Consider the following 22,753-nt stretch of genomic DNA (forward strand, 5'->3'; position numbering starts at 1 on the left):
TCACGGTTCAGGGCTGCTCGAAGCGGTCGTAGAAGAGCGGGAGTTCAACCTGGGTCCAGGTCCTGAGGGAATCACTCCGGCCTGACTCATCCTCCAGCAAGGCCTCATTGATGATTAGCCCGGTTCGATCGGCATCCGTCTGGACGCTGAATTCGAGATTCTGAGAATCAACCGAAGAACCCCCGCCCAGCACATCACCGCTGGCCGGCAGGGTGCCGGCACCATTGAAATACAGCAATTCCCCCAGCGAACCACCTGCAAACTGGGCCCCAACCGTCATTTCGTCCCAGTCCCCCAGGATGACGTTGCCATACACAAACCAGAAGTTTTCGCCGCCTTTCTCGATCCAGACCTGGAAGGACAATGGCTCGGCATTGGCTAACGGATCGAACAAGGGCACCTGATCCCACTCGAACACGTAAAACTCGTTGGAGTCCAGCGGCACGATCGCCACTCGCAACGCACCGCTGTCGCAGACAATCATGTCTGTCCACATCGGTGCAATCAGAGCAGGCAGCTGCGGATTCGGCAAAGATTGATTGTTGGCGCTGACGGCCGACAGGCTTTCCCGCCCCGGTTCCAGGGCGCCGTTGACCGACCAGATCAACTCGCTGTAGGCACGACCCTGAAAGCGGAAATCCAGACCATTGATCAATACACCGCCTTCATCACACATGTTGTCCGGGACAGGAAAAGCATCAACACCGAAATCAGCCAGCGACTGGTAGGTCGACACCGGTGGATTATCGGTTGAGCCGAGAACCAATGCTCCCCCATCCATGCTGCCCGACCATCTGACCGTTCTGCTGACCGCATCAAAGCTCATCCCGGCGCTCAGGCTGGTTTCATCCAGGGTGACGCCCTCAGGCAGCGGATCGGACAGACGGTAATCGCCAGAGAAGAACGGCGCGATTCGGAAACCGTAGACCAGTTCATCACCCGGCCGTGCCGCTGCCCGATCGACGGTCTGCTCAAATTCCAGCGCCGTATCCGCCGATGCCGAAAAAGCAGCCAGCGGCATGGTGAAGCCGGGCACGCCCTCGGCCTGGTTCTCGAAAGCAAGACGCCCGAACTGCCAGGCGTCCTGATCGACCCGCGAAAGATCGGCATCGATCTGCAGGCTGCGCTCCTGTCCCGGACCCAGCGTGAAGCTGCTGGGGCTGATCGCTACTTCACCGTCGCCCTGGTAGGAAACCGACCAATCTACCGATTGGCCAAGCGCACTGCGAACACTGCGTCGCCAGCTGCATTGCCGGCCGCATGCCGCATCCTGCAGGCTGGGGAGGTTGAGGGTTCGTGGGTCACCGCCAGTAGTCGGGTCGGCCGCTGCGAAGTCGACAACCGATTCATTCATCAACAGTCCGCTGCGCGCGGCACGCTCGACGTCGATTCGGCCGCTGCCGCCATCGAACGGGTTTGCCTCAGCCAGGGTTTCGGTGCGCACAGCATCAGGCAGCGCCGTGCCCATCAGGGCTGAGCGGATCTCGCTCGGGGTCCAGGTGGGATGGATCGCCCGCAGCAAGGCCGCCGCCCCGGCGACGTGCGGACTCGCCATGGAAGTCCCGCTATAGACGCCGTAGGTTTCCGGATTGCCACCGTCGGCGGCAACGGCGGCCAGAATCGCCACGCCAGGAGCCGTCATGTCGGGCTTGATTACGTCCACATTCAACGGGCCGCGCGAACTGAATCCGGCCAGCACATCGGCCGTGTCCGCATCCGCCGTGATGGTTGTACCCGCGATGGCCCCCTGATGATTGCTCCCGGTTGCCAACCACTGCCGCAAGGCCTGGCCGTCTTCGGCAGTGATATGAACGGCCGGCAGAACGTGCGCGTCGGCGACCAGCCCACTGCCGTCATCGACCAGGATGAGTCCGCCAGCACCGCCGGCTGCGACATTGTCCCCTTTCTGGACCCGCCCGATCTCCCCGCGGGTGCAGATCACGATTTCTCCATTCCAGGTCTCGGCAGGAAAGGCGTCCAGGCACTGGGCATCACCGGCGTCGGCAGCATCGACAATGGGCGCGGGCCCGTAGCCGCTGGTCAGGCTGGCGCCGGTGATGTCACCAAGCGCATCATCGCCACCGCTGAAGTCCACCAGTCGATTGATATAGGCACGCGGATGGGATGCTGCAGCCACCGAAGCAGTCCAGACCGGCTCGGTATCGACACTCCGTGCCCCCGGCCCGGAGTTGCCAGCGGCGCGCACGGCCATGATGCCGGCATCCAGCACACCAAGATAAGCCTGCTGCTTGGCTCCCCGGAAAATATCTCCGCCGATACCAATCGACTCGTTGACCACATCCACGCCGTCTTTGATCGCCTGATCCAGCGCTGCGACCACATCGGAGGTTCTGCAGAGTTCAGCACAGACGTCATAGGCAATGAGGTTGGCCTGCGGAGCAACTCCCGAAATCGCCGAACTCAAGCTCACTGTCGGCGCCTGAACGGTCGCACTGCTCAATGGATTCCCGGCTACGGTGGCGGCGACGTGAGAGCCGTGACCCTGGTTATCTTCGGGTCCGTCGGACTCCTCTTCCCACGCGGCATCGGCGAAATCCCAGGCGCCGATCAGTTTGTCATTACAGGCATAGGATGCATCGTAATTGAGATTTTCCGGGTCGCACCAGCCAAGATAATTGCCGCTGCCAAGCGGATTGGTATGGGTGTACCCGTCTTCAGTCGTTGCGGCAAACGATGGATGACCGAAATTGATCCCGGTATCGAGAATTCCGACGACGATACCCTCACCACGTTCACCGGCGGTGGCTGCAGAGATGCCTTCCCACAATTGATCGGCCCCGATCCACTCTGGACCATAATCCGTGGTCAGCGGGAGCGCCCGGTCACGCTCGATATGGGCAACCTGTTCGAATCTGGCCAGTTCGGCGGCTTCAGCCGGGTTCAATCGAACCGTGACAGCGTTGATGGCCCACTGGTGTGCGCGCTCCGGGCGAATCGTGCGCCGAACTCGATTGGACAAGGCATCCAGGTGCGCTTGCTGCTGCCGGGCCAGCCAGTTCCGGTAGGCGCGCGCAGCATCGCTGTCGACATCCAGCCGCTGCCCGGTTCCGGGCGGCGGCGCCGTGGCACGAAGACCGGGAACACCGCCCCGGTAAGAGGCCACCGGCGCCTCGACAAAGCGCACGATGTAACGTTGCTCGCCGAGCGCCGTCGCCGGATTTTTGGCAGGCCCGGGCACGCCGACCACCTCTGCCGCAAGCACTGCGGGAACAGTCCCAAGGATAGCAATCACCATGAGCGCTCGGGCCATCGCCGGTAGATATGCAAACAACCGAGGCTTGATTGACCGGTTCATCATGTTGCCTCCCCTCTTTGACAAGGGTTACTTGGATGATCCTGAGGGTAACGCAGGCGAGTGCCCGGTTGAGCCAAATCAGGGCATTTCCATCCAGTCTGGCCGTGTCGGATGCGCCTGCAGATAACCCCGCTTGGAACCTCGCGAGGCCTCAGGGCTAGTTACTGGAAGCGATCAGAGAAAATCAAGTCGAGAAATTCACTGCGAATAGGCCAGCCAATATCAGAGAACAGGGCCGGTGTCAGGTCAACCTGGTCGAAAAGGCCGGATGTCAGGGACGGCTCCATTAGCAGTGACGGTTCTGCTGTCGGAGACCAGTGAGAAATTGATGAGCCGGGCTCTATCGGATCCGGCGCATGCATCCGGAGTTGACCTTGTGAAAATGCCTCCGGCGCGGTTACTCGGTTTGATTCTGCTGCAACATCGGCACCCGTCCAGACGACAGTGGGATCATTCAGCGCCGACACCTGGCGTTCAGTGTCGGTCATATCCGACCATGATGAGTCGGTCTCGGTATCAAAAAGAAACCGCATATACGCATCTTCCAGCGGATCCTCGTTGTCCGGCTGGAACAATGCCCCGGTCTCGAGATTTACTAAGGTGGCAAATCCGAGCCCGTGAGCGAATTCGTGCAGTACCACCGGAAACAAAGGGATTGTTCCGGCCGGGCGTGACGCCTCTGGATCCAGTCCGTAATACCAGCTTGCGCCCCGCAGACATGTCTCATCCCCTTCATCCAGGCGCAAGTTGTAAAAAGTCCCGATATGCTGTCGATCTGCTGCCAGCAAACCCCCAGATGCGACAGCCAGGGCCTCCGCCTGGGCGGCCGAATACCAGACGCCTGCTGCCGGCGCGTTAGCGAAATCTTTATAGACAAAATTAGACCGCGCTGAGCCCAATACCCCTCGGTCTTCTTCGCAGTCCAATGCAATGAACTCTGCCCCGACACGAATCTCGACGCTCGGATCCAAATCAAGGAATTCCGCCCAACGATCGGCGGCAGCCTGAAGCACATTCAGTCGTTGCTGGCCAAGCGTGGTCCCGTTGTTGCCGTCAATGGGTTCTCTTTCAGCAGGATCGTTCAGGCCAACATCAGGATCGTCCAGCACAACAATTTTGAAACCCGCCTCGATTTCGCTGACAAAACACATCCCGGCAACTATCAGGGCCGCACCAACTGTCATAACACTTGCTCTCATGGCTGGTCCTCCGCTGCGACCGGACGAACTCCCAGGTGGTCGACAAAACTCACCAACTCCCGAATAGTCTCCACGCAGCGCATCTCCAGCGCTCCGGACTGGTCAACCCGCGCAGTTTGGAGATGACCAAAGCGGCCCTGCAGATCAACATAAACTGTGCCGTCAGGCAGAGTAACTGCCTGCAGGCCGGCTGCGGAACGACTCAAGGTGCGTTCAAGGCGCTCGCTGGGCAAGCGTCGCGGGTCCGGAGCTTGGTAGCCCGTGATTTCGCCAGTTTTGGGATCGATATGCACCGTCATGCCGCTACGGGATTGGATGGATGTTTCTGTGTCTGGCGGGGCGGTAGAAACCGAGGACTCATCTTCAGCAAGCGCCATAGCGGTAACAAGCACAACACCAAAAAGTGCAAAACGGATCATGATTTAAACCTTTGATGCAAAAACAAAAGATAATGGCGACTGTTGGGACTGTCAGAGGCTGCGCTCAAGTCCGCAACCCCACCCCCTTGGTCAACAAACGCATGCAGAAGGCGAACAAGACCACGCCAAACCCCAGGATCATCGCGTAGGCCACCCACAGCGGGACGTCGGTCACGCCCAGCAGGCCGTAGCGGAAAGCGTTGACCATGTAGACGATGGGGTTGATCAGCGCGACCTGCTGGGCGATTCCGGGTAGCAGGCTGACCGAGAAGAACACCCCGCCCAGGTAGGTCATGGGCTGGAGGACGAAGGTCGGGATGATCGATATGTCGTCGAACTTCTGGGCGTAAATCGCGTTGATAAACCCGCCCAGCGCGAACACGATGGAGGTCATCAGCAAAATCGTGACGGTCACGAACAGGTTGTGCATATGGAAGCCGGAAAAGGCCCCGGCGACCAGCCAGACCAAGACGCCGACGGTCATTGCCCGGAACACCGCCCCGGAGACGTAGCCGGCCAGGATGATCCACGGCGGCAGCGGCGAGACCAGCAGTTCCTCGACGTGCTTGCCGAACTTGGCGCCAAAGAATGAACTGGTGATATTGCCGTAGGAATTGGTGATCACGGTCAGCATGATCAGCCCCGGGACGATGAAGTCCATGTAGGGCATGCCTTCCATCTCGCCGACCCGGCGGCCGATGATGGCGCCGAAGATGACGAAGTACAGGCTCATGGTGATCACCGGCGGCAGCAGGGTCTGGGCCCAGATCCGGATGATCCGGGTGACCTCCTTGATCAGAATGGTCTGGTAGCCGATCCAGTACGAGCGCGCCGAGACTTTTTCGGTCATGCGGCACCCTCCGTGGCCGGGTCATCGACGCCGGTTGGCGTTTCTCCCTCCGGATGAATCAGGCGGACGAACAACTCCTCAAGCCGGTTGACCTTGTTGCGCATGGACTTGACCTCCATCCCCTCGATTTCGAGCGCCTTGAACAGCCGGTTGAGGCTGCGCGACTTCGGGATGCTGGCCTCGAGCGTGGTCGGATCGCGCAGCACGATGTCCATACCGTCGACCTGCGGTGGACGCTCGATCGGCTCGCGCAGATCAAGCACGAAGGTCTCGACGTCGAGCTTGCCCAGCAGGGTCTTGACGGTGGTGTTCTCGACGATATCGCCATGGTCGATGATGGCGATGTTGCGGCACAGGCTTTCGGCTTCTTCCAGGTAGTGGGTGGTCAGGATCACGGTGGTGCCGGCTTCGTTGATCTCGCGGATGAAGCGCCACATCGAGCGTCGGATTTCAATGTCAACGCCGGCGGTGGGCTCGTCAAGAATCAGCAGGCGGGGTTCGTGGACCATGGCCCGGGCGATCATCAACCGTCTTTTCATGCCGCCGGAGAGCTGGCGCGAGGGCCCGAAGGCCTTGTCCCACAGGCTGAGTTGGTTGAGGTAGCGTTCGGCGCGCTCCTTGGCGACCTTGCGCGGCACGCCGTAATACCCGCCCTGGTTGACGACGATATCGAAAGGCTTCTCGAACTGGTTGAAGTTGATTTCCTGCGGCACCAGGCCGATCTCGGCCATGGCGCGCGAGCGGTTGTTCTGCACGCTGATGCCGAATACCCGGGTCTCGCCGGCGGTGGCGTTGACCAGCGAAGAGACGATCCCGATGAGGGTCGACTTGCCGGCACCGTTTGGACCCAGCAGGGCGAAGAAATCGCCTTCGACAACGTTGAGATCAATGCCTTTCAGGGCCTCGACGCCGTTGCCGTAGGTTTTTTTGAGTTGGCAGACTTCCAGCGCATTCATGACAGATGGCACATTTTTCTGTAACGCAGGTGCTTTAGGGTAAGCTGCCCAGTGTATCGCCCTCACCGCAAGGACACCGTAACAACGTGCGTATCGGCTATCCGTTTTTACTGCTGAGTCTTGTGCTGGCACCGGCGCTGGCCGCGGCCCAGGATCGGTATGCCGATCTGGAAGCCTGTGAACTGTCGGCAGCCGGCGGACGCATCACCGCCAGCGCGCGCTGCGGCACCCTCACCGTCGCCGAAAACCCGGCCGCGCCGGAAGGTCGCCAGCTTGAACTGGCCTATGCCGTGGTACCCGCACGGGCCAACCGCGCGACGCCCGATCCGGTGCTGTTTCTGGCCGGCGGGCCGGGACAATCGGCTCGCGACATCCTGCCGATCATGCGCCACGCGCTGCGCGAGATCAACGCGCAGCGTGACCTGATCTTTCTCGACCAGCGCGGCACGGGGGGGTCGAATGCGCTGGAATGCGAGATGGAAGAGCAAGACGAAGCCTGGCTTGACGCCAACTACGACCAGATGGCCGAGCAGCTGGACCGATGCCGCGCCGGCTGGGACGCCGACCTGCGTTTCTACACGACCTCGGATGCCGCTCGCGATCTCGAGTCGCTGCGCGCCCATTACGGCTTCGAACAAGTCAACCTGATCGGCGGATCCTACGGGACCCGGCTGGCCCAGGTTTATCTGCGGGCCTACCCCGACCGGGTACGCAGCGTCATTCTCGACGGCGTGGTACCGACCCGCCTGCACCTGGGTGCCGAGCACGGCCTGATGCTCGACCGCGCGCTGGGCAAGCTGTTTGCCGCCTGCACCGGCGAACCACAATGTCGTGACACCTTTCCCGAGCTGGACGATGCCTTTGCCGATCTCAAGGCGCGGTTTCCGGACACCGACGACGGCCCGGACATCCTGGTCACCCATCCCAGGCGCGGGCAGGCGATCGATCTGCAGTTCACCCGCGCCACCCTGGCCGCGGCACTGCGCTTTCTCGCCTACAGCCCCCAAACCCAGATGATGATTCCCTACCTGGTCCACGAAGCGGCGGCCACCGGCGATCCGACCCGGCTGGCGAGCCAGGCGCTGATCGTGACCGACCAGATGGCCGACATGATCGCCATCGGCCTGAATTTCGCCGTCGGCTGCAGCGAGGACTGGCCCGGCTGGCCCGACGTGCCCGGCCAGGAGGACACCCTGCTGGGCAACTCCATGAAAGAGGTCTACGACCAGGTCTGCGCCGACTGGCCGCGCGGCGAGCTGCCGCCCGACTTCCATCAACCCTTCGACGCCGACGCCCCCGTGCTGATCCTGTCCGGCGAGCTCGACCCGGTCACCCCGCCGGCCTACGGCGACGAGGCCGAGGCGCAGTTTTCCAAAAGTCTGCATCTGGTTGCGCGCGGGCGCGGTCATATCGTCATCACCCAGGACTGCGTCGGCCAGATCGCCAGCCGCTTCATCGCCGATGCCGATTTCGACGCGCTCGACACCGACTGCCTGGACCGGCTGGGGCCGGAGCCGTTTTTCATCGACCTGCTGGGGCCGGCGCCATGATCGAAGTCCAGCGACTGCGCAAGACCTTCAACAAGGGCAAGGTGGTGGCCGTCGACGAGGTCAGCTTCAGCGCCCGCGACGGCCAGATCACCGGGCTGCTGGGGCCGAACGGCGCCGGCAAGACCACCACCCTGCGCATGCTCTACACCTTGCTCAGCCCGGATTCCGGTCAGATGCGCATCGACGGCATCGATCCGGCCGCTGAGCCGCTCAAGGTCAAGCAGGCGCTGGGCGTGGTCCCGGACTCGCGCGGCCTGTACGACCGCCTGAGCGCGCGCGAGAACATCCGCTACTACGGCCGCCTGCAGGGCCTGGCCAAGGCGGATATCGCCGAACGCATCGAACGCCTGGCCGACGTGCTCGACATGCACGAGTTCATCGACCGCAAGACCAACGGCTTTTCCCAGGGTCAGCGCGTCAAGGTGGCGATTGCCCGCGCCCTGATCCACGAACCGCGCACCGTGTTGCTCGACGAACCGACCAACGGACTGGACGTGATGACCACGCGCGCCCTGCGCGGGTTTTTGCAGCAGCTCAAGGCCGAAGGCCGCTGCGTGGTCCTGTCAACCCACATCATGCAGGAGGTGGCCGCGCTGTGCGACCGCATCGTCATCATCGCCAAGGGGCGGGTCATGGCCGAGGGCACGGCCGATGAGCTGCTGCGTAGATCGGGCCGCGACAATCTCGAGGATGCCTTCGTGCAGCTGATCGGATCGGACGAGGGCCTGCTGGCATGATGAGCGTATTCGCCAAGGAAGTCCTCGACAACTTCCGCGACCGTCGGGTCATCCTCAACACCCTGATCCTGGGTCCGCTGCTGGGCCCGGTGATCTTCACCGTCATGATCTCGTTCATGACCAGCCAGGCCACCGAGCGCATGGAGTCTGCGCTGGAGCTGCCGGTGATCGGCGCCGAGAACGCCCCCGCGCTGATCGGGTTTCTCGAGCGCGAAGGCGTGATCATCGAGGCGCCGCCGGAGGATCCGGAAGGGGCCGTCAAGCGCGAGGAAGAAGAAATCATCCTGCGCATTCCGGCCGACTTCGGCGCGGCCTGGCGCGCGGGGCAGCCGGCGCCGCTGGAGCTGATCGCCGATCAGTCGCTGCGCTATACCGGCACCACGATTTCACGTGTGAGGGGCTACCTCAACGGCTACGCCAGCCAGATCAGCCAGGCGCGCTTGCAGCTGCGCGGCGTCCATCCAGAAATCACCCGACCGCTGCAGGTTTCGGTGGTTGATTTATCCACCCCGGAATCGCGCGGCGGCATGCTGCTGGCGTTTCTGCCCTACTTCATCATGATCACGGTGTTCATGGGCTCGATGCACATGGCCATCGACACCACCGCCGGCGAGCGCGAGCGCAAATCGCTCGAACCGCTGCTGATCAATCCGCTGCCGCGCTGGCAGATCATGGCCGGCAAACTGCTGGCAACAACGCTGTTTGCGCTGATGACGCTGGCGCTGGGGCTGGTGGCGTTCGTGCTCGCGATGGGCTTTTTGCCCACCGCCGACATGGACATGGCGCTGAATCTGGATTTCCGGGTCGCTGCGCTGGCCTTCATTCTGGTCGCCCCGGTCGCGCTGCTGGCTGCCGCCCTGCTGACCATCCTGGCCTCGTTCGCCAAGAGCTTCCGCGAGGCCCAGAGCTACATGGGCATGGTGATCCTGGTACCGATGATCCCGAGCTTCTGGATCATGATCGACCCCACCCGCACCGAGACCTGGATGACGCTGGTGCCGCTGCTGAGCCAGAACGTACTGATTCTGGGCCTGGTCCGCGGCGAGCCGCTCAACATGGCGTGGCTGGCGATGTCGATCGGCTCCACCACCGTGCTGGCGCTGCTGCTGGCCGCGATCGCCGGCACCTTGTACAACCGCCCGAAGCTGATCTTTACCTCGGACTGAAGCTGCCGCGGCCGGGCCAGGAGTCCTCGCGGCGCGGCGGTCAGCGGCGGCCGTCAGCGGCAACGCGGCGGCGAGTGATCGGGTGGGCCGGGTCGGCGTCGGCGACTTCGACGCCGCCGAGCAACGCAGGGCCGGGCGGAAAAGGCTCGCCGTGTGTTTGAGCGGAGGGCCGACAGGCCCGGAGTGAGTTGAGGCGAGCCCCGCCCGGCCCGAGTAGCGCAGGGCATCCTGGCGGCAAGCGCAGCTTGCTGACAGGACAAGTCGCACGAGCCGACGCCGATCCGGCGCACCCGATCACTCGCCGCCGCTTAGCTACTGGGCCAGGCGGTTGATTGGGAAACGCTCAGTCCTTCGGCGGCCAGGGGATAAACGCCGAGGTCGTGCGCTGGTATTCGCGGTAGGCATCGCCGCGCGATTTCAGCGACTGCTTCTCGGTGTAGGGGATGCCGGTGACGCGGTACAGGAACAGCAGCATCAGCACCGGCCCCAGCCAGGCCAGCCACTGGAAGGGAGCACCCATCGCGATCAGCGGGTAACTGAACCAGTGTAGCCACTCGAAGAAGTAGTTCGGGTGACGCGAATAACGCCATAGCCCGACCTGGCAAACCTTGCCACGATTGGCCGGGTCGCGGCGGAAGGCGGACAGCTGGCGATCCGCCAGCGACTCGCCCGCCAGGCTGACGAACCAGACCACAACGCCCAGGATGACCCAGACATTCATGGCCGGTGAGGGGTCGTTGGCGACCACCCAGGCCGGTAGTGAAAACAGCCAGGCGATCAGGGCCTGACCCATGAAGAACACAAACAGCCAGAACTGCGCCCTCTCGCCCCAGTGCTCGCGCATGGCCTGGTAGCGGCCGTCTTCCTGTTCGTGACCGGCCAGGCGCACGGCCAGATGCCGGGTCAGACGAAACGACCAGGTCCCCGCCACCAGCGCCACGAGTACCCGCTTTTCAACTGCCCCGTCGCCGAATACCGCATAAAACACGGCCAGCGCACCGATGCTGCCGGCCCAGAAAGCGTCCACCCAGTCGGCTCGACCGGACCGGCGCTGCCAAAGCCATACGCCGGACATGAGCAAGACGGTCAACAAAAAAGCGATCAGGAGGTTCATCCGGCCATGATGGACCTATCCCGTGAGCACTGCAGCAAATCGTCGGAAAATTTACGCGCGCCGAAATCCTGAGGCCCGGCTGGGTAGGGCTCGTCCACGACATGGCATGGAACAAGACTCACTCGCTATTGCAAGTGATTTTTGTTTGATGGTAAATTTTGCGTTTACCAATCACGCAGGAGCATCAGTTCAATGTACGACCAGCCTCCCCGCGGCTCGGGCTGCAATCAGGAAGAAGGACCGGATCCGGCGCAACAACAGGCGGCTGGCGGGCCGCCGCCGGGCTACGGATGGGGCTACTACGGTCCCCCGCCGGGCGCTCCCGGAACCTGGGGTCCGTATGCTGCCGGCCCCGATGCCGCCACGATGCCGGGTTGGGGCCCCATGGGTCCGGGCTACGGACCGGTGTACGGTCCCGGACCTCACGGCATGGCCGGACACGGTCCCGGTGGTGGCTACGGACCCGGCGCTGGATATGGGCCTGGCGGCGCGCCCGGCATGCAGGGGCAAGGACCGGGCGGCGGTCGCGGACCCGGCATGGAGCAAATCATCGAGGAAATGGCCGCAGGCTCGGGTCTGGCAGGCCTCGGCAAACTGCTCGATTTCGAAGACACCGATTTCTGGAAAGGCGCCCTGGTGGGTGCAGCTGCGGTCTTGCTGCTGACCAACGAAACCGTCCAGCAATCGCTCTTCAAAAGCGGCGTCAAGGCCCGCGATGTGGTCGAGAAAGGCCTGGACTCCCTGCGTCCCAAGGCAGCTGAAGAAGAGACTGAACCCGCCGCCAAGCCGGCTCCGGCCAAAACCCGCAGCACCACAACCCGGACCAAGAAAAAGGAATCCTCGTCATGAACTACTACTATCCCGGCTCCTACCCGATGCAGCCTGCGCGCCCGCAGCGGGGTTACTACGAGATGGCACGGATTGGCGCGGTGGCCGGTTTCTGCGGCACCGGGGCACGCAATCTGTACCGCCTGCAAAACGGTGACATCAGCCGGGCCGATGCCGCGCTCGATACTCTTCGCGGTAGCGCTACGGCCGGACTCGCCGCGGGCGCTGCCAGCCTGGTCGCGTCCCAGTTCCGTTCCCCGGTCGCGTCTTTCGTGGCCGGTATTGCAACCGGCACCGCGGTCGTCTATGGACTGGAGCGGGCCATGGTCAAAGGAGACGCAGGATGAACGGCGGCTATCCGCTGCGCGATCCGCGCTACCCGACACCCGCACCTCGACAGCCCGGCGGTACCGCTTCCCGCGATCGATTCGTCAAGGGGCTGCTGATCGGTGCGGCCGCGACTTACTTGCTGACCAACGAGCAGGTGCAGCGCGCGGCGATCAAGAGTTCAGTCAAGGCCTGGTCGACGCTGCAGGGTGGCGTCGAAGAGCTCAAGGAACGCTTTCAGGATGCCGAGGCCGAGCTGCGCCTGGCAGAGCAGGAGCGTGGCAGCTAGCGCGCTCGCCATCGCCCCGCACGCTGCCGATGCGCCCGCGCCCGCGCGCCAGGTGTCGCTAACCGAGGGCGCATACATCGTCCATGAATTGCCCGGCAGGCTGCGCTTGCGATTGCCCGCGCTGGCGCAGGCGCGGGATGCGGTCGGTCAGCTCGAAGCCTGGATGGAGGGAGATCCGTCAGTCACCCACCTTAGGGTCAACGGCTCGGCGCGCTCCCTGGTCGTCGAGTACGAGCCCGAAGCCGGCGCCAGGGAAGCGGTGCTGAACCGCCTGGCCCGGTTTCGCGTCGATCCCGATCTGGTCGGCGTCAATCCGGAAGAACAAGCCGAGCTGCTGCCGCTACTGACCGGGCTGATGTCGCTGCTGTTCATCCCGCTTCTCCCCACGACCGGCAAACGTCTGCTGACCCTGCTGGCGGCCGGACCAACGCTGGCGCGCGGCGCCGACGCGTTCGTTCAGTCGGGGATTGGAACGGAGGTTCTCGATGCGCTGGCCGTCGGCCTGTCGGCGTCGCGTGGCGAGTACTACACGGCCAGCCTGACCGCCAGCATGCTGGCTTTGGGCGAGTACATGGAAACCCACACCGCGCGCCAGTCCGACCGCATGCTGCGGCGGTTGCTCAGACCACGTCCGGTCATGGCCTGGGTCGAGCGCGACGGGGCCCTGGAGCAGATCGAAGGCGCCCAGGTCAAGGCGGGCGACATCGTCGTCGTCGGACCCGGAGAGACGGTGGCAGCCGACGGGCGGGTCGTGAGCGGAACGGCGCTGGTCAATCAATCGGCGATCACCGGCGAAGATGTCCCGGTTCGTCGCGAACACCTGCAAAGGCTGGTGTCGGGCTCGGTGGTAATCGATGGCCAGGTTCGTTTCGAGGCCACACGGGTGGGCGAGGAAACCACCACCGCCCGGGTGGCGAAATTCATTCAGGAATCGCTGAGCCAGCGCTCGCGCACGCAGCGTCTGACCGACGAGCTTGCCGACCGGCGGGTCTACCTGACGCTGGGAACGGGCGCGGCCGTTTATGCCCTGACCCGCGATGCGCGGCGACTGCAGTCGGTTTTTCTGGTCGACTATTCCTGCGCCCTCAAGCTCGGCACGCCGGTCGCATTCAAGGCCGGAATGGTGCGCTCGGCCCAGCAGGGCGTCCTGGTCAAGGGCGGCGAGGCCATCGAGGGCCTGGCCAGCGTGGACACGGTGGTTTTCGACAAGACCGGGACCCTGACCCACAGCGATCTGGCCGTGACCGACGTTGTCGTTCTCGACGGCAGCCGCTGTCAGGACACGCTGCTGGCGCTGGTGGCGTCCATCGAGGAGCACGCCACCCATCCCATTGCCAGCGCCGTGGTCAAGGCGGCCCGGGAACAGGCGCTGGAGCACATCTCTCACGGCGAGGTCAGCTACCTGGTTGCCCACGGCATGTCGGCCGACGTCGACGGCAGCCGCCTGTATATCGGCAGCCGGCACTACCTCGAAGAGCATATCGGACTTGATTTCGCCGCTTTCGGGGAGACCATCAACGACCTTCAGGCCCAGGGCAAGATCCTGCTCTACGTCAGCGATGATCACCGCCCCGTCGGCCTGATCGCCCTGCGTGACCGGGTCCGCGAAGACGCCAGGGAAACCGTTGACCGCCTGCGCGAGCTCGGTATCAAGCGCCTGATCCTGATCACCGGAGACCGGAAAAACAAGGCGAGAACGCTGGGACGCCGGCTGGGTCTGGATGAAATCCACGCCGAAATGCCGCCGGAAGATAAGGCCGCCATCGTCGAGCGCCTGACCCGCGAAGGCGCCCGGGTGGCTTTTGTCGGCGACGGCGTCAACGACGGGCCGGCGCTGGCCGCCTCGGAAGTCGGCATTGCCATGCCGCGGGGAGCCGACATCGCGCGGGCGACGGCCGACGTGGTGCTGCTGGAAGACCGTCTGTCGCTGGTCGCCGACGCGCGCGCCATTGCGCTGGATACCAGCCGCCTGATCCGGACAAATTTCAACCTGGCCGTCGGTATCAACACCACCATTCTCGGCGCCGCCGCGCTGGGTCGCGTTTCGCCCGTCGGCAGCGCCCTGCTGCACAACGGCAGCACCATGGGAATCTTGCTCAATGCCCTGTCAGGCGGAAAGCTGACCGGCGGCGGCAGGACACCGCTTCCGACCGAGGAAGGCTGAGGCGTTAAGAAAAGGCGCAGGCGGCGCCAATCTCGCCGCCGGCTTGTCCTATCTTCTCCGGGCTACCGAAGAATGGTGACCAGCGTGCTCAGGGAGCGCGTGACCGTTTGCTGGGCGACTGCACCAACCACGGCGCGGCTGAAAGTCGCCAGCAGATCTCCATCGCCGGGCGCGGAGGGTGTTTGTTGAGTGACCTGACCGTTGGGCACGAAACCCTCGGCTGCCAGCATGCCGATGATCCGGATGCCTGTTGCTTCAGAACGATCGTAGTGGATGGTGATGCTGCCGTTGCGCTCGTTGGTTTTGACGTCCTGAACGCCTTCGGTTTCCATAAGGCGTTCGACGAGGGCTTGAGCATGAGCGACGTCAGAGCGAAAGCGGCGCGAACGAATACGAATTCGGCCTGGAACGTGATGGAAGTAGTGACTCATGGCGCGTGTCCTCCTCAAAAGCATTGATTAAGGATCGGACACTCAATATAGAGCATAGAAAATGCAAATGCAAAGCATTATCGTTCTTTCAGGCTGATCGGGGCATTGAATCCGATTGATGCGTGCTTTCAGACTCGGCCGGGAGCTGGCGTCCCGGCCTTGCCTGAGTCTCCAGATGCCGCAGCCAGTCCCGCAAGACTTCATCGCACATCAGCGCCTGGATTTCGCCCCTGTCCGGGCTGTCCGGACCGTTTTCATGATTCCCCATGGTTTTACTGCCTCTGAAAATGTGAGCATCTTGTTAATGCAGCTTGTGTGCCAAAAAGTTGCTGTAGCCGATTAATTCACTAAAAACACCAAGGAACCATCCAGAGTCGCTATTTAAACCAGACAACCGCACGTCGCCGGGGACTGCGAAGGGCGCTCCATGTCGGTATTCGTCAGATGACGCAGACGTTGAGGCACAATGCCGGGCTTGTCCTCAGCCATCTGTTTGCGTGCCCCTGTCCCACTTTCTTCTGCTTGCCCTGATTTGCCTGACATGGGCGGGCAACTTCATTGCCTCGGCCTGGGCGGTCCAGCAGGTTGAGCCCTTGAGCTTTACCGTGACCCGCTTTGCCGTGGTCCTGATCCTGCTGGCACCGCTGCTCAAGGTGCCGGCACGGGACCAGTGGGCCCGGCTGCTGTTGACCTGCTGGTCCATGGGCGGGGTCCATTTCGCGCTGCTGTTCATCGCGCTGAGCCGGTCCAGCGATGTGTCCTCCATCGCCTTGCTGATGCAGGTCTACGTGCCAATGTCCACCGTCCTTGCGGTGCTTTTTCTGGGCGAGCGCATCGGCTGGCGAACCACGACCGGCATCATGACCGCGTTCGGCGGTGTACTGGTCATGGGACTGGATCCACTGGTTCTGGCCCAGCTGGACGTGCTGATCCTGGTGCTGCTGGCAGCGTTGTCGCTGGCCGTGGGCACCATGCTGATGCGACGGATCAAGGGCATCAGCGTGCTCAACTTCCAGGCCTGGAATGCCCTGCTGTCTCTTCCGCTTTTGAGCGCGCTGGCGCTATTTTTCGGCCAGGGGCCGCTGCCCTCGATGGAGGCGCTGAGCCGGCCCTCGCTCTGGGGTGCCATTGCCTATTCGGCCATCGGCGCATCGATCGTCGGGCACGGGGGGTTTTATTGGCTGATCCAGCGCCATGAGGTCAACAAGGTGACGCCCTACCTGCTGCTGGTGCCGGTGCTGGCGGTCATTCTCGGCATCGTATTCTGGGGCGACCGGCCCGGACCGCGTCTGATGATCGGCGGCGGTATGGTGCTGGGGGGCGTGCTGTGGATTACCCTGCGTATGCGTTTCCGGCGGCGCACGCCACCGGCACAGCCACCCGCTCCCTGACGGCTTTGACCTTGGCGCGAGGTTTTACTGGAAGCCGGGCTGACCGATCTGGTCGGGAAACTGCGGCACTTTCTTCAGATCCGATGAATCAAAGCCCAGTTCCTCGAACCGCGCCAGCAACTGTTCGTAAAGTTCATCATCGATACGGGGCGCCCGGGCCATGATCCAGGCATAGTTGCGAGAAGGATGTCCGACCAGGCTCCACTGGTAGTCCGGGTCCAGGTCGACGATGTAATAGGCGAAGGTGAGCGGCCAGTAAAAACGGACCTTCCAGCGCGCGTTGGAATCCTCGTCGACAACCCAGGCCACGCCTTCCAGTCGCTCCTCCGGCGCATCGAAATCTCCGTCGCGGTAGAGATAGATGTCATCCATTCGCCCGTCTTCGCGCATCCGGTAAATGGCACGCCCGGCGACGTTGCCGCGCTCGCCGAAATAGGGGATGTTGGCAATGACGTACCACTCGCCCATGTAGCGCTCGAGATCGACCGAATCAACGGTCTCCAGCGGCGGCGAGTTCCAGGTCGAGGCGCAGCCAGACAAGACGCCGGCGAGCAATAATAGCAGCAGGTTTTTCATCCCCCCATTAAACCCTCCCCAAGTGAACGTTACCTCACCGGGCTTGCCCCAACCCCCGAAAGCCAAAGAAATTGCACCTGCCCGCTGTTCGTGTTAACGTAATAGCGTGTTAATACATTAACAAAATGAAACAACGCGACCCCCAACACCTGGAAGCCAACCGCGCCGCACGCTCCAGCCTGGCCGAGGCCTTTCTGGCAATGCGCACGGCCGATGAATGCCGAGCACTGCTGCGCGACCTGACCACGCCGGCCGAACTCGAGGCCCTGGTGGATCGATGGCGGGTGGTGAAGTTTCTGGACCAGGGCATGCCCTACCGGGAAATCCATGTCCACACCGGCGTCAGCGTTACCACCATCGGGCGGGTCGCGCGCTACCTGGAAAACGGCAACGGCGGCTACCGCCTCGCCCTGGAACGAATCAAGCAGACACCCAACCATGACTAGCATGACCAGACTAAAAATCGCCATCCAGAAATCCGGACGCCTTTCGGAGCAATCGCTCAACCTGCTCGAGCGCTCCGGCCTGTCGTTCGCCAAGTCCAAGGACAAGCTGTTCTGGTACGGCCGCAACCTGCCCGTAGACCTCTTGCTCGTGCGCGACGACGATATCCCTCGGTTGCTGCTTGAAGGCGTATGTCAGCTCGGCATCGTCGGCGAGAACGTGACTCGCGAAAAACTGCTTGAAGCACGCTGCCGCCGCCCGCAGGCCACGCTCGAGTCGCTCACCCAGCTGGATTTCGGCCATTGCCGGCTGATGCTGGCCGTACCCGAAAAAATGGACTACCAGGGCCCTGAAGACCTGGCCGGCAAGCGCCTGGCCACCAGCTACCCGCAGCTGACCCGGCAGTGGCTCGACAACAACCGCGTCGAGGCCGATATCGTGACCTTAAGCGGCGCGGTCGAGATCGCGCCCAGCCTGGGCACGGCCGACGCCATCGTCGACCTGGTCTCGACCGGGACCACGCTGCGCGCCAATCACCTGAAGGCCACCGACGAGGTGCTCAACAGCCAGGCCGCGCTGTTCCGCAGCCCGGAAACGCTGGATGCGGATGCCGAAAAACTGCTCAACACGCTGCTGACCCGTATCGAGGGGGTGCGCCAGGCCGCCGAGAGCAAATACGTGATGCTGCACGCTCCCCGCTCGCGCCTGGCCGAAATCTCGGCCATCCTGCCCGGCGCCGAATCACCCACCGTGCTGACCCTGGAAGGTCAGGGCGACCGGGTGGCTGTGCATGCCGTTTGCACCGAGCAGGTATTCTGGGAGCATCTGGAAGAACTCAAGCGCGCCGGGGCCTCCGCGGTCCTGGTCCTACCCGTGGAGAAAATGCTCGCATGATGCAGATCGTCAACGCCCGCGAACTCGGCCGCGAGGCCCTGGCCAAGCTGCTTGCCCGCCCGGCCATGGAAAGCAACGCCGAGCTGCGCCAGACCGTGGCCGACATCATCGCCGAGGTCCGTTCACGCGGCGATGCGGCCCTGCTCGACTTCGGCAAGAAGTTCGACCGACGCGCACCCGCCAGTCTGCTGGCCAAACCCGGGGAACTGGCCGCGGCGGCCGAAAGTCTCGACCCGGAACTGCTGGCCGCCATCGATACGGCCATCGACACCGTCGGCCGCTTCCACGCGGCCGGCAAGCCCGAGAACCTGAGCGTCGAAACTGCCCCCGGCGTGACCTGTCAGGCGCGCTGGCAGGCGCTGGACCCGGTCGGTCTGTACGTCCCGGCCGGCAGCGCGCCGCTGCCGTCGACGGCGATCATGCTCGCCGTGCCGGCACGACTGGCCGGCTGCCGGCAGATCGTGCTGGCCACGCCACCCAACGCCGAAGGCCGCGCCGATGCCGCCGTGCTCGCCATTGCCCATCGCCTCGACATCGACACGGTGCTGGTTTCCGGGGGTGCCCAGGCCGTGGCCGCCATGGCCTACGGCACCGAATCCGTGCCCAGGGTGGCCAAGATCTTTGGACCCGGCAACCGTTTCGTTACCGAGGCCAAGCGCCAGGTCGCCGAAAGCGCGGCCGGCGCCGCCCAGGACCTGCCGGCCGGCCCGTCGGAGGTGCTGGTGATTGCCGATGATTCTGCGAACCCGGATTTCGTGGCCATGGATTTGCTCTCTCAGTCAGAACACGGGGCCGATTCGCAGGCCTTTCTGGTCACCGACAGCGCCGACTTCGCCGAGGCCGTCGATCGCTCGCTGGAACGCCTGACACCGACGCTGGCTCGGGCCGAAACCGCGCGCATCGCCCTGGGTCACGGCGCTGTCATCGTTGCCGATGATCTGGACGAAGCCGTCGCCATCAGCAACGAGTACGCACCGGAACATCTGATCATCAGTACCCGCGACCCGCATACGCTGTGCGATGCGACGACCTCGGCCGGCTCGGTGTTTCTCGGTCACTACACGCCCGAATCGCTGGGCGATTACATCTCCGGCACCAACCACGTCCTGCCCACGGCCGGCTGGGCGCGATCCATCGGCGGGCTGTCGATCACCGACTTCATGCGTCGCATGACCGTCCAGGAAGCCTCGCCCGACGGCTTGCGCAAGCTCGGCCCACCCGGCGCCCGGCTGGCCGCGCATGAAGGCCTGGACGCGCACCGGCTGGCGATCACGATGCGCCTGGATCGACTGAATCAGGCCCAGCCGGAGAACGGAACATCGGCATGAATCCGGCGGCCCTGGCGCGCGCGGAAATCCGCGCGCTCAAACCCTACGCCTCGGCGCGCGCGCTGGCCGACAGCGCCGGCGTGCTGCTCAACGCCAACGAAAACCCCTGGCCGCCGGCCGGCGACGGTGGACTTGCCCTCAACCGCTATCCGGACCCCCAGCCGGCCGCGCTCAAGGCCCGCCTGGCCGAGGTCTACGGCGTTGACGAAAGCCGTCTGCTGATCACCCGCGGCAGCGATGAGGGCATAGACCTGCTGGTGCGGGTCTTCTGCCGCGCCGGTCAGGATCGCGTGCTGGTCTGCCCGCCCTGTTTTGGCATGTACGCCCTGAGCGCCCGGGTGCAGAATGCCGACGTGATCGAAGCACCGTTGATCGAGGTGGGGGGACAGTGGCAGCTTGACACGGCCGCGGTCGCACAGACCCTGCCCTGCCGGCTGTATTTCCTGTGCTCGCCGAACAACCCCACCGGCAACCGGATCGCCGCCGACACCGTGCTGGAACTTGCCCGGCGGGTCTCCGATCACGGTCTGGTCGTGATCGACGAGGCCTACATCGAGTTTTCCGACTCCGACTCGCTGGCCGACAAGGTCGGTCTGCAACCCAACCTCGTGGTTCTGCGCACCCTGTCCAAGGCCTACGCGCTGGCGGGCTGCCGGATTGGCGCGGTGATCGCAGACCCGGACGTAGTCGACCTGCTGCGCCGGATCATCGCGCCATACCCGTTGCCGACACCGTCGGTGAGCGCGGCCCTGGCGGCCCTGACACCCGAAGCGCTGGCGCGCCAGCAAGATCAGCTTGCCCGGCTGGAACGGTTGAAGGCGGCGCTGCTCGAGCAGCTCGAGCTTCATGCCGACATCAAACAGGTGTGGCCGGGCGAGGCCAATTTCGTGCTGGTCCGGGTCGAAGATGCCCAGGCGCTGGTGCAAGATGCTTTTGCCGCCGGCATTCGCCTGCGCGATCAGTCGACCCAGCCGGACCTGGACAACTGCGTCCGGATTACGGTAGGCAGTGAAGAGGAGATGCAAACCCTGGCCGAATTCCTGAGAGACTGGCAGCCATGAGCCAACGCAAGATTCTCTTTCTAGACCGCGACGGTTGCCTGATCGAAGAACCAGCCGATGAGCAGGTTGACGCCTTCGACAAACTCCGGCTGATGCCCGGCGTGATCCCGGCCCTGGTCTCGCTCAGGCAGGCCGGATTCCGCTTTGTCATGGTGTCCAATCAGGACGGGCTTGGCACTGAGGCTTTCCCGCAAAAAGACTTCGAAGGCCCGCACAAGCTGCTGCTGCAGATTCTGGCCTCGCAGGGCATCGAATTCGATGCCATCCACATCGACCCCAGCCTGCCCGAGGCGCACTCGCCCAGGCGCAAGCCCGGGGTCGGGATGGTGCTGGACTATCTGCGCGACCCGGCCCTGGACCGGACCCATTCGGCCGTCATCGGCGACCGCGAGACCGACCTGGAGCTGGCCGCCAACATGGGCTTGCGAGGTTTTCGGGTCGGTCCGGAGGGGCAGGACTGGACCAGCGTCGCGCAGGCTATCCTGGCCACGCCGCGGACCGGGCGGGTGGAGCGCAGCACCGCCGAGACCGGCATTCGCGTCGCGGTCAACCTCGACGCACCCAGGCCGATCGCGATCCAGACGGGGATCGGCTTTTTCGACCACATGCTCGAGCAGATCGCCGCCCACGCCGGCTTTAGCCTGGACCTGGCCTGCGCCGGTGACCTGCACGTCGACGAGCACCACACCGTCGAGGACTGCGCCCTGGCCCTGGGTTCAGCGCTGGACCAGGCGCTGAGTGACAGGACCGGCATCGGCCGCTACGGTTTCGTGCTGCCGATGGATGAGTCGCTGGCCCGGGTCGCGGTCGATCTGTCGGGCCGCCCGGCTTTTGTGCTGCACGGCCAGTTCCCGCGCGAATCCGTCGGCGGACTGCACACCGAAATGGTGGGCCACTTTTTCGCCTCGCTGGCCCAGACCCTGCGCTGCGCGATCCACATCGAGCTGACCGGCGACAACACCCACCACATGGTCGAGGCCTGTTTCAAGGGCGTCGGCCGCGCTCTGCGCCCGGCGCTCGCGCGCGGCACTACCGCCGGCGTTCCTTCGACCAAGGGTCTTTTGTAATTCCGATGACGATTGCGGTGATCCATTCCGGCGGCGCCAACCTGGGCTCGGTCATTCACGCGCTGAACCGCCTTGGCGCGCAGAGCGTGCTGACGCGCGACCCGACCGAAATCCGAAGCGCTGACAAGGTCATTTTGCCGGGCGTGGGAGCTGCGGCCTGGGCCATGAACGCGCTGCGCGAAGCCGGGCTGGTCGAAGTCGTTCGCGGGCTTTCCCAGCCGGTGCTCGGCATCTGCTTAGGACTCCAGCTGATGTTCGAGCACTCCGAGGAAGGCGACGCTGACTGCCTGGGGGTGATCCCCGGAACGGTGGGTAAAATGGACGTCGAAGCGGGCCTGCGTCTGCCCCACATGGGCTGGAACCAGCTGGTCTGGACCGATCCCGACGATCCACTGGCGCGCGGACTTTCGGGACAAGAATGGTTTTACTTCGTCCACAGCTTTGCCGCGCCCATCGAGCATGCCGCAGCCACCAGCCAGCACGGCCAGCGCTTTGCTGCCGTGGTCCGCAAGGGCAATTTCGCCGCCTGCCAGTTCCATCCGGAAAAATCCGCTGCGGCGGGTGCCCGGCTGCTCGCCAACTTTCTTGCCCACTAGACGGAGCCCGATCGCGATGCAGTACCACCCTCTAACGCTTCTGTCGTTGA

At 63.8% G+C, this 22,753-nt stretch carries 22 protein-coding genes; 14 read left to right on the top strand and 8 right to left on the bottom strand.

Annotated features, from left to right (window positions below; genetic code table 11):
- Positions 1-7 precede the first annotated feature (7 nt).
- The 5 genes from G3I74_RS00940 to G3I74_RS00960 all read right to left on the bottom strand — a co-directional run bounded on the left by G3I74_RS00940 (position 8) and on the right by G3I74_RS00960 (position 6,740).
- Positions 8-3,223 carry a S8 family serine peptidase gene (locus G3I74_RS00940; RefSeq protein WP_164209148.1) on the bottom strand — a complete coding sequence of 1,072 codons (3,216 nt, stop codon included), beginning with the start codon at positions 3,221-3,223 and terminating at the stop codon, positions 8-10.
- Between the two features lie 254 nt (positions 3,224-3,477).
- Complete coding sequence (locus G3I74_RS00945; RefSeq protein ID WP_164209151.1) at positions 3,478-4,515, bottom strand: hypothetical protein; 1,038 nt, start codon at positions 4,513-4,515, stop codon at positions 3,478-3,480.
- Positions 4,512-4,934, bottom strand: a complete 423-nt coding sequence (locus G3I74_RS00950; protein WP_164209154.1) for a post-PEP-CTERM-1 domain-containing protein — start codon at positions 4,932-4,934, stop codon at positions 4,512-4,514. Before G3I74_RS00950 ends, G3I74_RS00945 begins: the two co-directional genes overlap by 4 nt.
- A 64-nt stretch (positions 4,935-4,998) precedes the next feature.
- Entirely contained in the window at positions 4,999-5,784 is a 786-nt protein-coding gene (locus G3I74_RS00955) for an ABC transporter permease (protein WP_164209157.1), read from the bottom strand.
- Positions 5,781-6,740, bottom strand: a complete 960-nt coding sequence (locus tag G3I74_RS00960) for an ABC transporter ATP-binding protein (RefSeq protein ID WP_164209161.1) — start codon at positions 6,738-6,740, stop codon at positions 5,781-5,783. Before G3I74_RS00960 ends, G3I74_RS00955 begins: the two co-directional genes overlap by 4 nt.
- Positions 6,741-6,826: 86 nt before the next feature.
- Here G3I74_RS00960 and G3I74_RS00965 point away from each other — a divergent pair, with 86 nt between their 5' ends.
- The 3 genes from G3I74_RS00965 to G3I74_RS00975 are packed head-to-tail and all read left to right on the top strand — an operon-like array spanning position 6,827 to position 10,193.
- Positions 6,827-8,290 (top strand): alpha/beta fold hydrolase, encoded by a 1,464-nt coding sequence (locus tag G3I74_RS00965; RefSeq protein WP_164209164.1) that lies wholly within the window; start codon positions 6,827-6,829, stop codon positions 8,288-8,290.
- On the top strand, positions 8,287-9,027 hold the full coding sequence (locus G3I74_RS00970; RefSeq protein WP_164209167.1) for an ABC transporter ATP-binding protein: 741 nt from the start codon (positions 8,287-8,289) through the stop codon (positions 9,025-9,027). The genes G3I74_RS00965 and G3I74_RS00970 overlap by 4 nt, the downstream gene beginning before the upstream one ends.
- The gene (locus tag G3I74_RS00975) at positions 9,024-10,193 is read left to right on the top strand and encodes an ABC transporter permease (protein ID WP_164209170.1); all 1,170 of its coding nucleotides are present in this window, start codon (positions 9,024-9,026) and stop codon (positions 10,191-10,193) included. Before G3I74_RS00970 ends, G3I74_RS00975 begins: the two co-directional genes overlap by 4 nt.
- 343 nt (positions 10,194-10,536) lie before the next feature.
- Here the strand turns inward: G3I74_RS00975 and G3I74_RS00980 are convergent, their stop codons facing one another.
- On the bottom strand, positions 10,537-11,307 hold the full coding sequence (locus tag G3I74_RS00980; protein ID WP_164209173.1) for a DUF1295 domain-containing protein: 771 nt from the start codon (positions 11,305-11,307) through the stop codon (positions 10,537-10,539).
- 192 nt (positions 11,308-11,499) lie between these two features.
- On the opposite strand from G3I74_RS00980, the gene G3I74_RS15800 reads away from it, so the two are divergent.
- The 4 genes from G3I74_RS15800 to G3I74_RS01000 are packed head-to-tail and all read left to right on the top strand — an operon-like array spanning position 11,500 to position 14,915.
- Positions 11,500-12,156: a hypothetical protein gene (locus G3I74_RS15800; RefSeq protein ID WP_164208726.1), complete on the top strand. Its 657-nt coding sequence runs from the start codon at positions 11,500-11,502 to the stop codon at positions 12,154-12,156.
- Entirely contained in the window at positions 12,153-12,482 is a 330-nt protein-coding gene (locus G3I74_RS00990) for a magnetosome protein MamC family protein (RefSeq protein WP_164209176.1), read from the top strand. The genes G3I74_RS15800 and G3I74_RS00990 overlap by 4 nt, the downstream gene beginning before the upstream one ends.
- Positions 12,479-12,751 carry a hypothetical protein gene (locus tag G3I74_RS00995; RefSeq protein WP_239056493.1) on the top strand — a complete coding sequence of 91 codons (273 nt, stop codon included), beginning with the start codon at positions 12,479-12,481 and terminating at the stop codon, positions 12,749-12,751. The genes G3I74_RS00990 and G3I74_RS00995 overlap by 4 nt, the downstream gene beginning before the upstream one ends.
- Positions 12,741-14,915, top strand: a complete 2,175-nt coding sequence (locus G3I74_RS01000) for a heavy metal translocating P-type ATPase (protein ID WP_338063032.1) — start codon at positions 12,741-12,743, stop codon at positions 14,913-14,915. The genes G3I74_RS00995 and G3I74_RS01000 overlap by 11 nt, the downstream gene beginning before the upstream one ends.
- 62 nt (positions 14,916-14,977) lie before the next feature.
- Here the strand turns inward: G3I74_RS01000 and G3I74_RS01005 are convergent, their stop codons facing one another.
- Positions 14,978-15,346: an HMA2 domain-containing protein gene (locus tag G3I74_RS01005; protein ID WP_164209182.1), complete on the bottom strand. Its 369-nt coding sequence runs from the start codon at positions 15,344-15,346 to the stop codon at positions 14,978-14,980.
- Positions 15,347-15,843: 497 nt separating this feature from the next.
- Between G3I74_RS01005 and G3I74_RS01010 the strand changes: the two genes are divergently transcribed.
- Positions 15,844-16,737, top strand: coding sequence for an EamA family transporter (locus tag G3I74_RS01010; protein WP_164209185.1), 894 nt, complete (start codon positions 15,844-15,846; stop codon positions 16,735-16,737).
- 24 nt (positions 16,738-16,761) lie between these two features.
- Here G3I74_RS01010 and G3I74_RS01015 read toward each other — a convergent pair whose 3' ends face one another.
- Complete coding sequence (locus G3I74_RS01015) at positions 16,762-17,313, bottom strand: lipocalin family protein (RefSeq protein WP_164209188.1); 552 nt, start codon at positions 17,311-17,313, stop codon at positions 16,762-16,764.
- Positions 17,314-17,438: 125 nt separating this feature from the next.
- Here G3I74_RS01015 and G3I74_RS01020 point away from each other — a divergent pair, with 125 nt between their 5' ends.
- The 6 genes from G3I74_RS01020 to hisH are packed head-to-tail and all read left to right on the top strand — an operon-like array spanning position 17,439 to position 22,703.
- Positions 17,439-17,759: a YerC/YecD family TrpR-related protein gene (locus G3I74_RS01020; protein WP_164209190.1), complete on the top strand. Its 321-nt coding sequence runs from the start codon at positions 17,439-17,441 to the stop codon at positions 17,757-17,759.
- A gap of 1 nt (position 17,760) precedes the next feature.
- Complete coding sequence (gene hisG / locus G3I74_RS01025) at positions 17,761-18,651, top strand: ATP phosphoribosyltransferase (RefSeq protein ID WP_239056494.1); 891 nt, start codon at positions 17,761-17,763, stop codon at positions 18,649-18,651.
- Positions 18,648-19,979 carry a histidinol dehydrogenase gene (gene hisD, locus G3I74_RS01030; protein ID WP_203594427.1) on the top strand — a complete coding sequence of 444 codons (1,332 nt, stop codon included), beginning with the start codon at positions 18,648-18,650 and terminating at the stop codon, positions 19,977-19,979. The genes hisG and hisD overlap by 4 nt, the downstream gene beginning before the upstream one ends.
- Positions 19,976-21,040, top strand: coding sequence for a histidinol-phosphate transaminase (gene hisC / locus G3I74_RS01035; RefSeq protein ID WP_164209196.1), 1,065 nt, complete (start codon positions 19,976-19,978; stop codon positions 21,038-21,040). Before hisD ends, hisC begins: the two co-directional genes overlap by 4 nt.
- A complete protein-coding gene (gene hisB, locus G3I74_RS01040; RefSeq protein ID WP_164209199.1) occupies positions 21,037-22,107 on the top strand; it encodes a bifunctional histidinol-phosphatase/imidazoleglycerol-phosphate dehydratase HisB in 1,071 nt (356 codons plus the stop codon). Before hisC ends, hisB begins: the two co-directional genes overlap by 4 nt.
- A gap of 5 nt (positions 22,108-22,112) precedes the next feature.
- On the top strand, positions 22,113-22,703 hold the full coding sequence (gene hisH / locus G3I74_RS01045; RefSeq protein ID WP_164209202.1) for an imidazole glycerol phosphate synthase subunit HisH: 591 nt from the start codon (positions 22,113-22,115) through the stop codon (positions 22,701-22,703).
- The last annotated feature ends 50 nt before the right edge of the window (positions 22,704-22,753 follow it).

This window comes from Wenzhouxiangella limi (assembly GCF_010499265.1).
GTDB lineage: Bacteria > Pseudomonadota > Gammaproteobacteria > Xanthomonadales > Wenzhouxiangellaceae > Wenzhouxiangella > Wenzhouxiangella limi.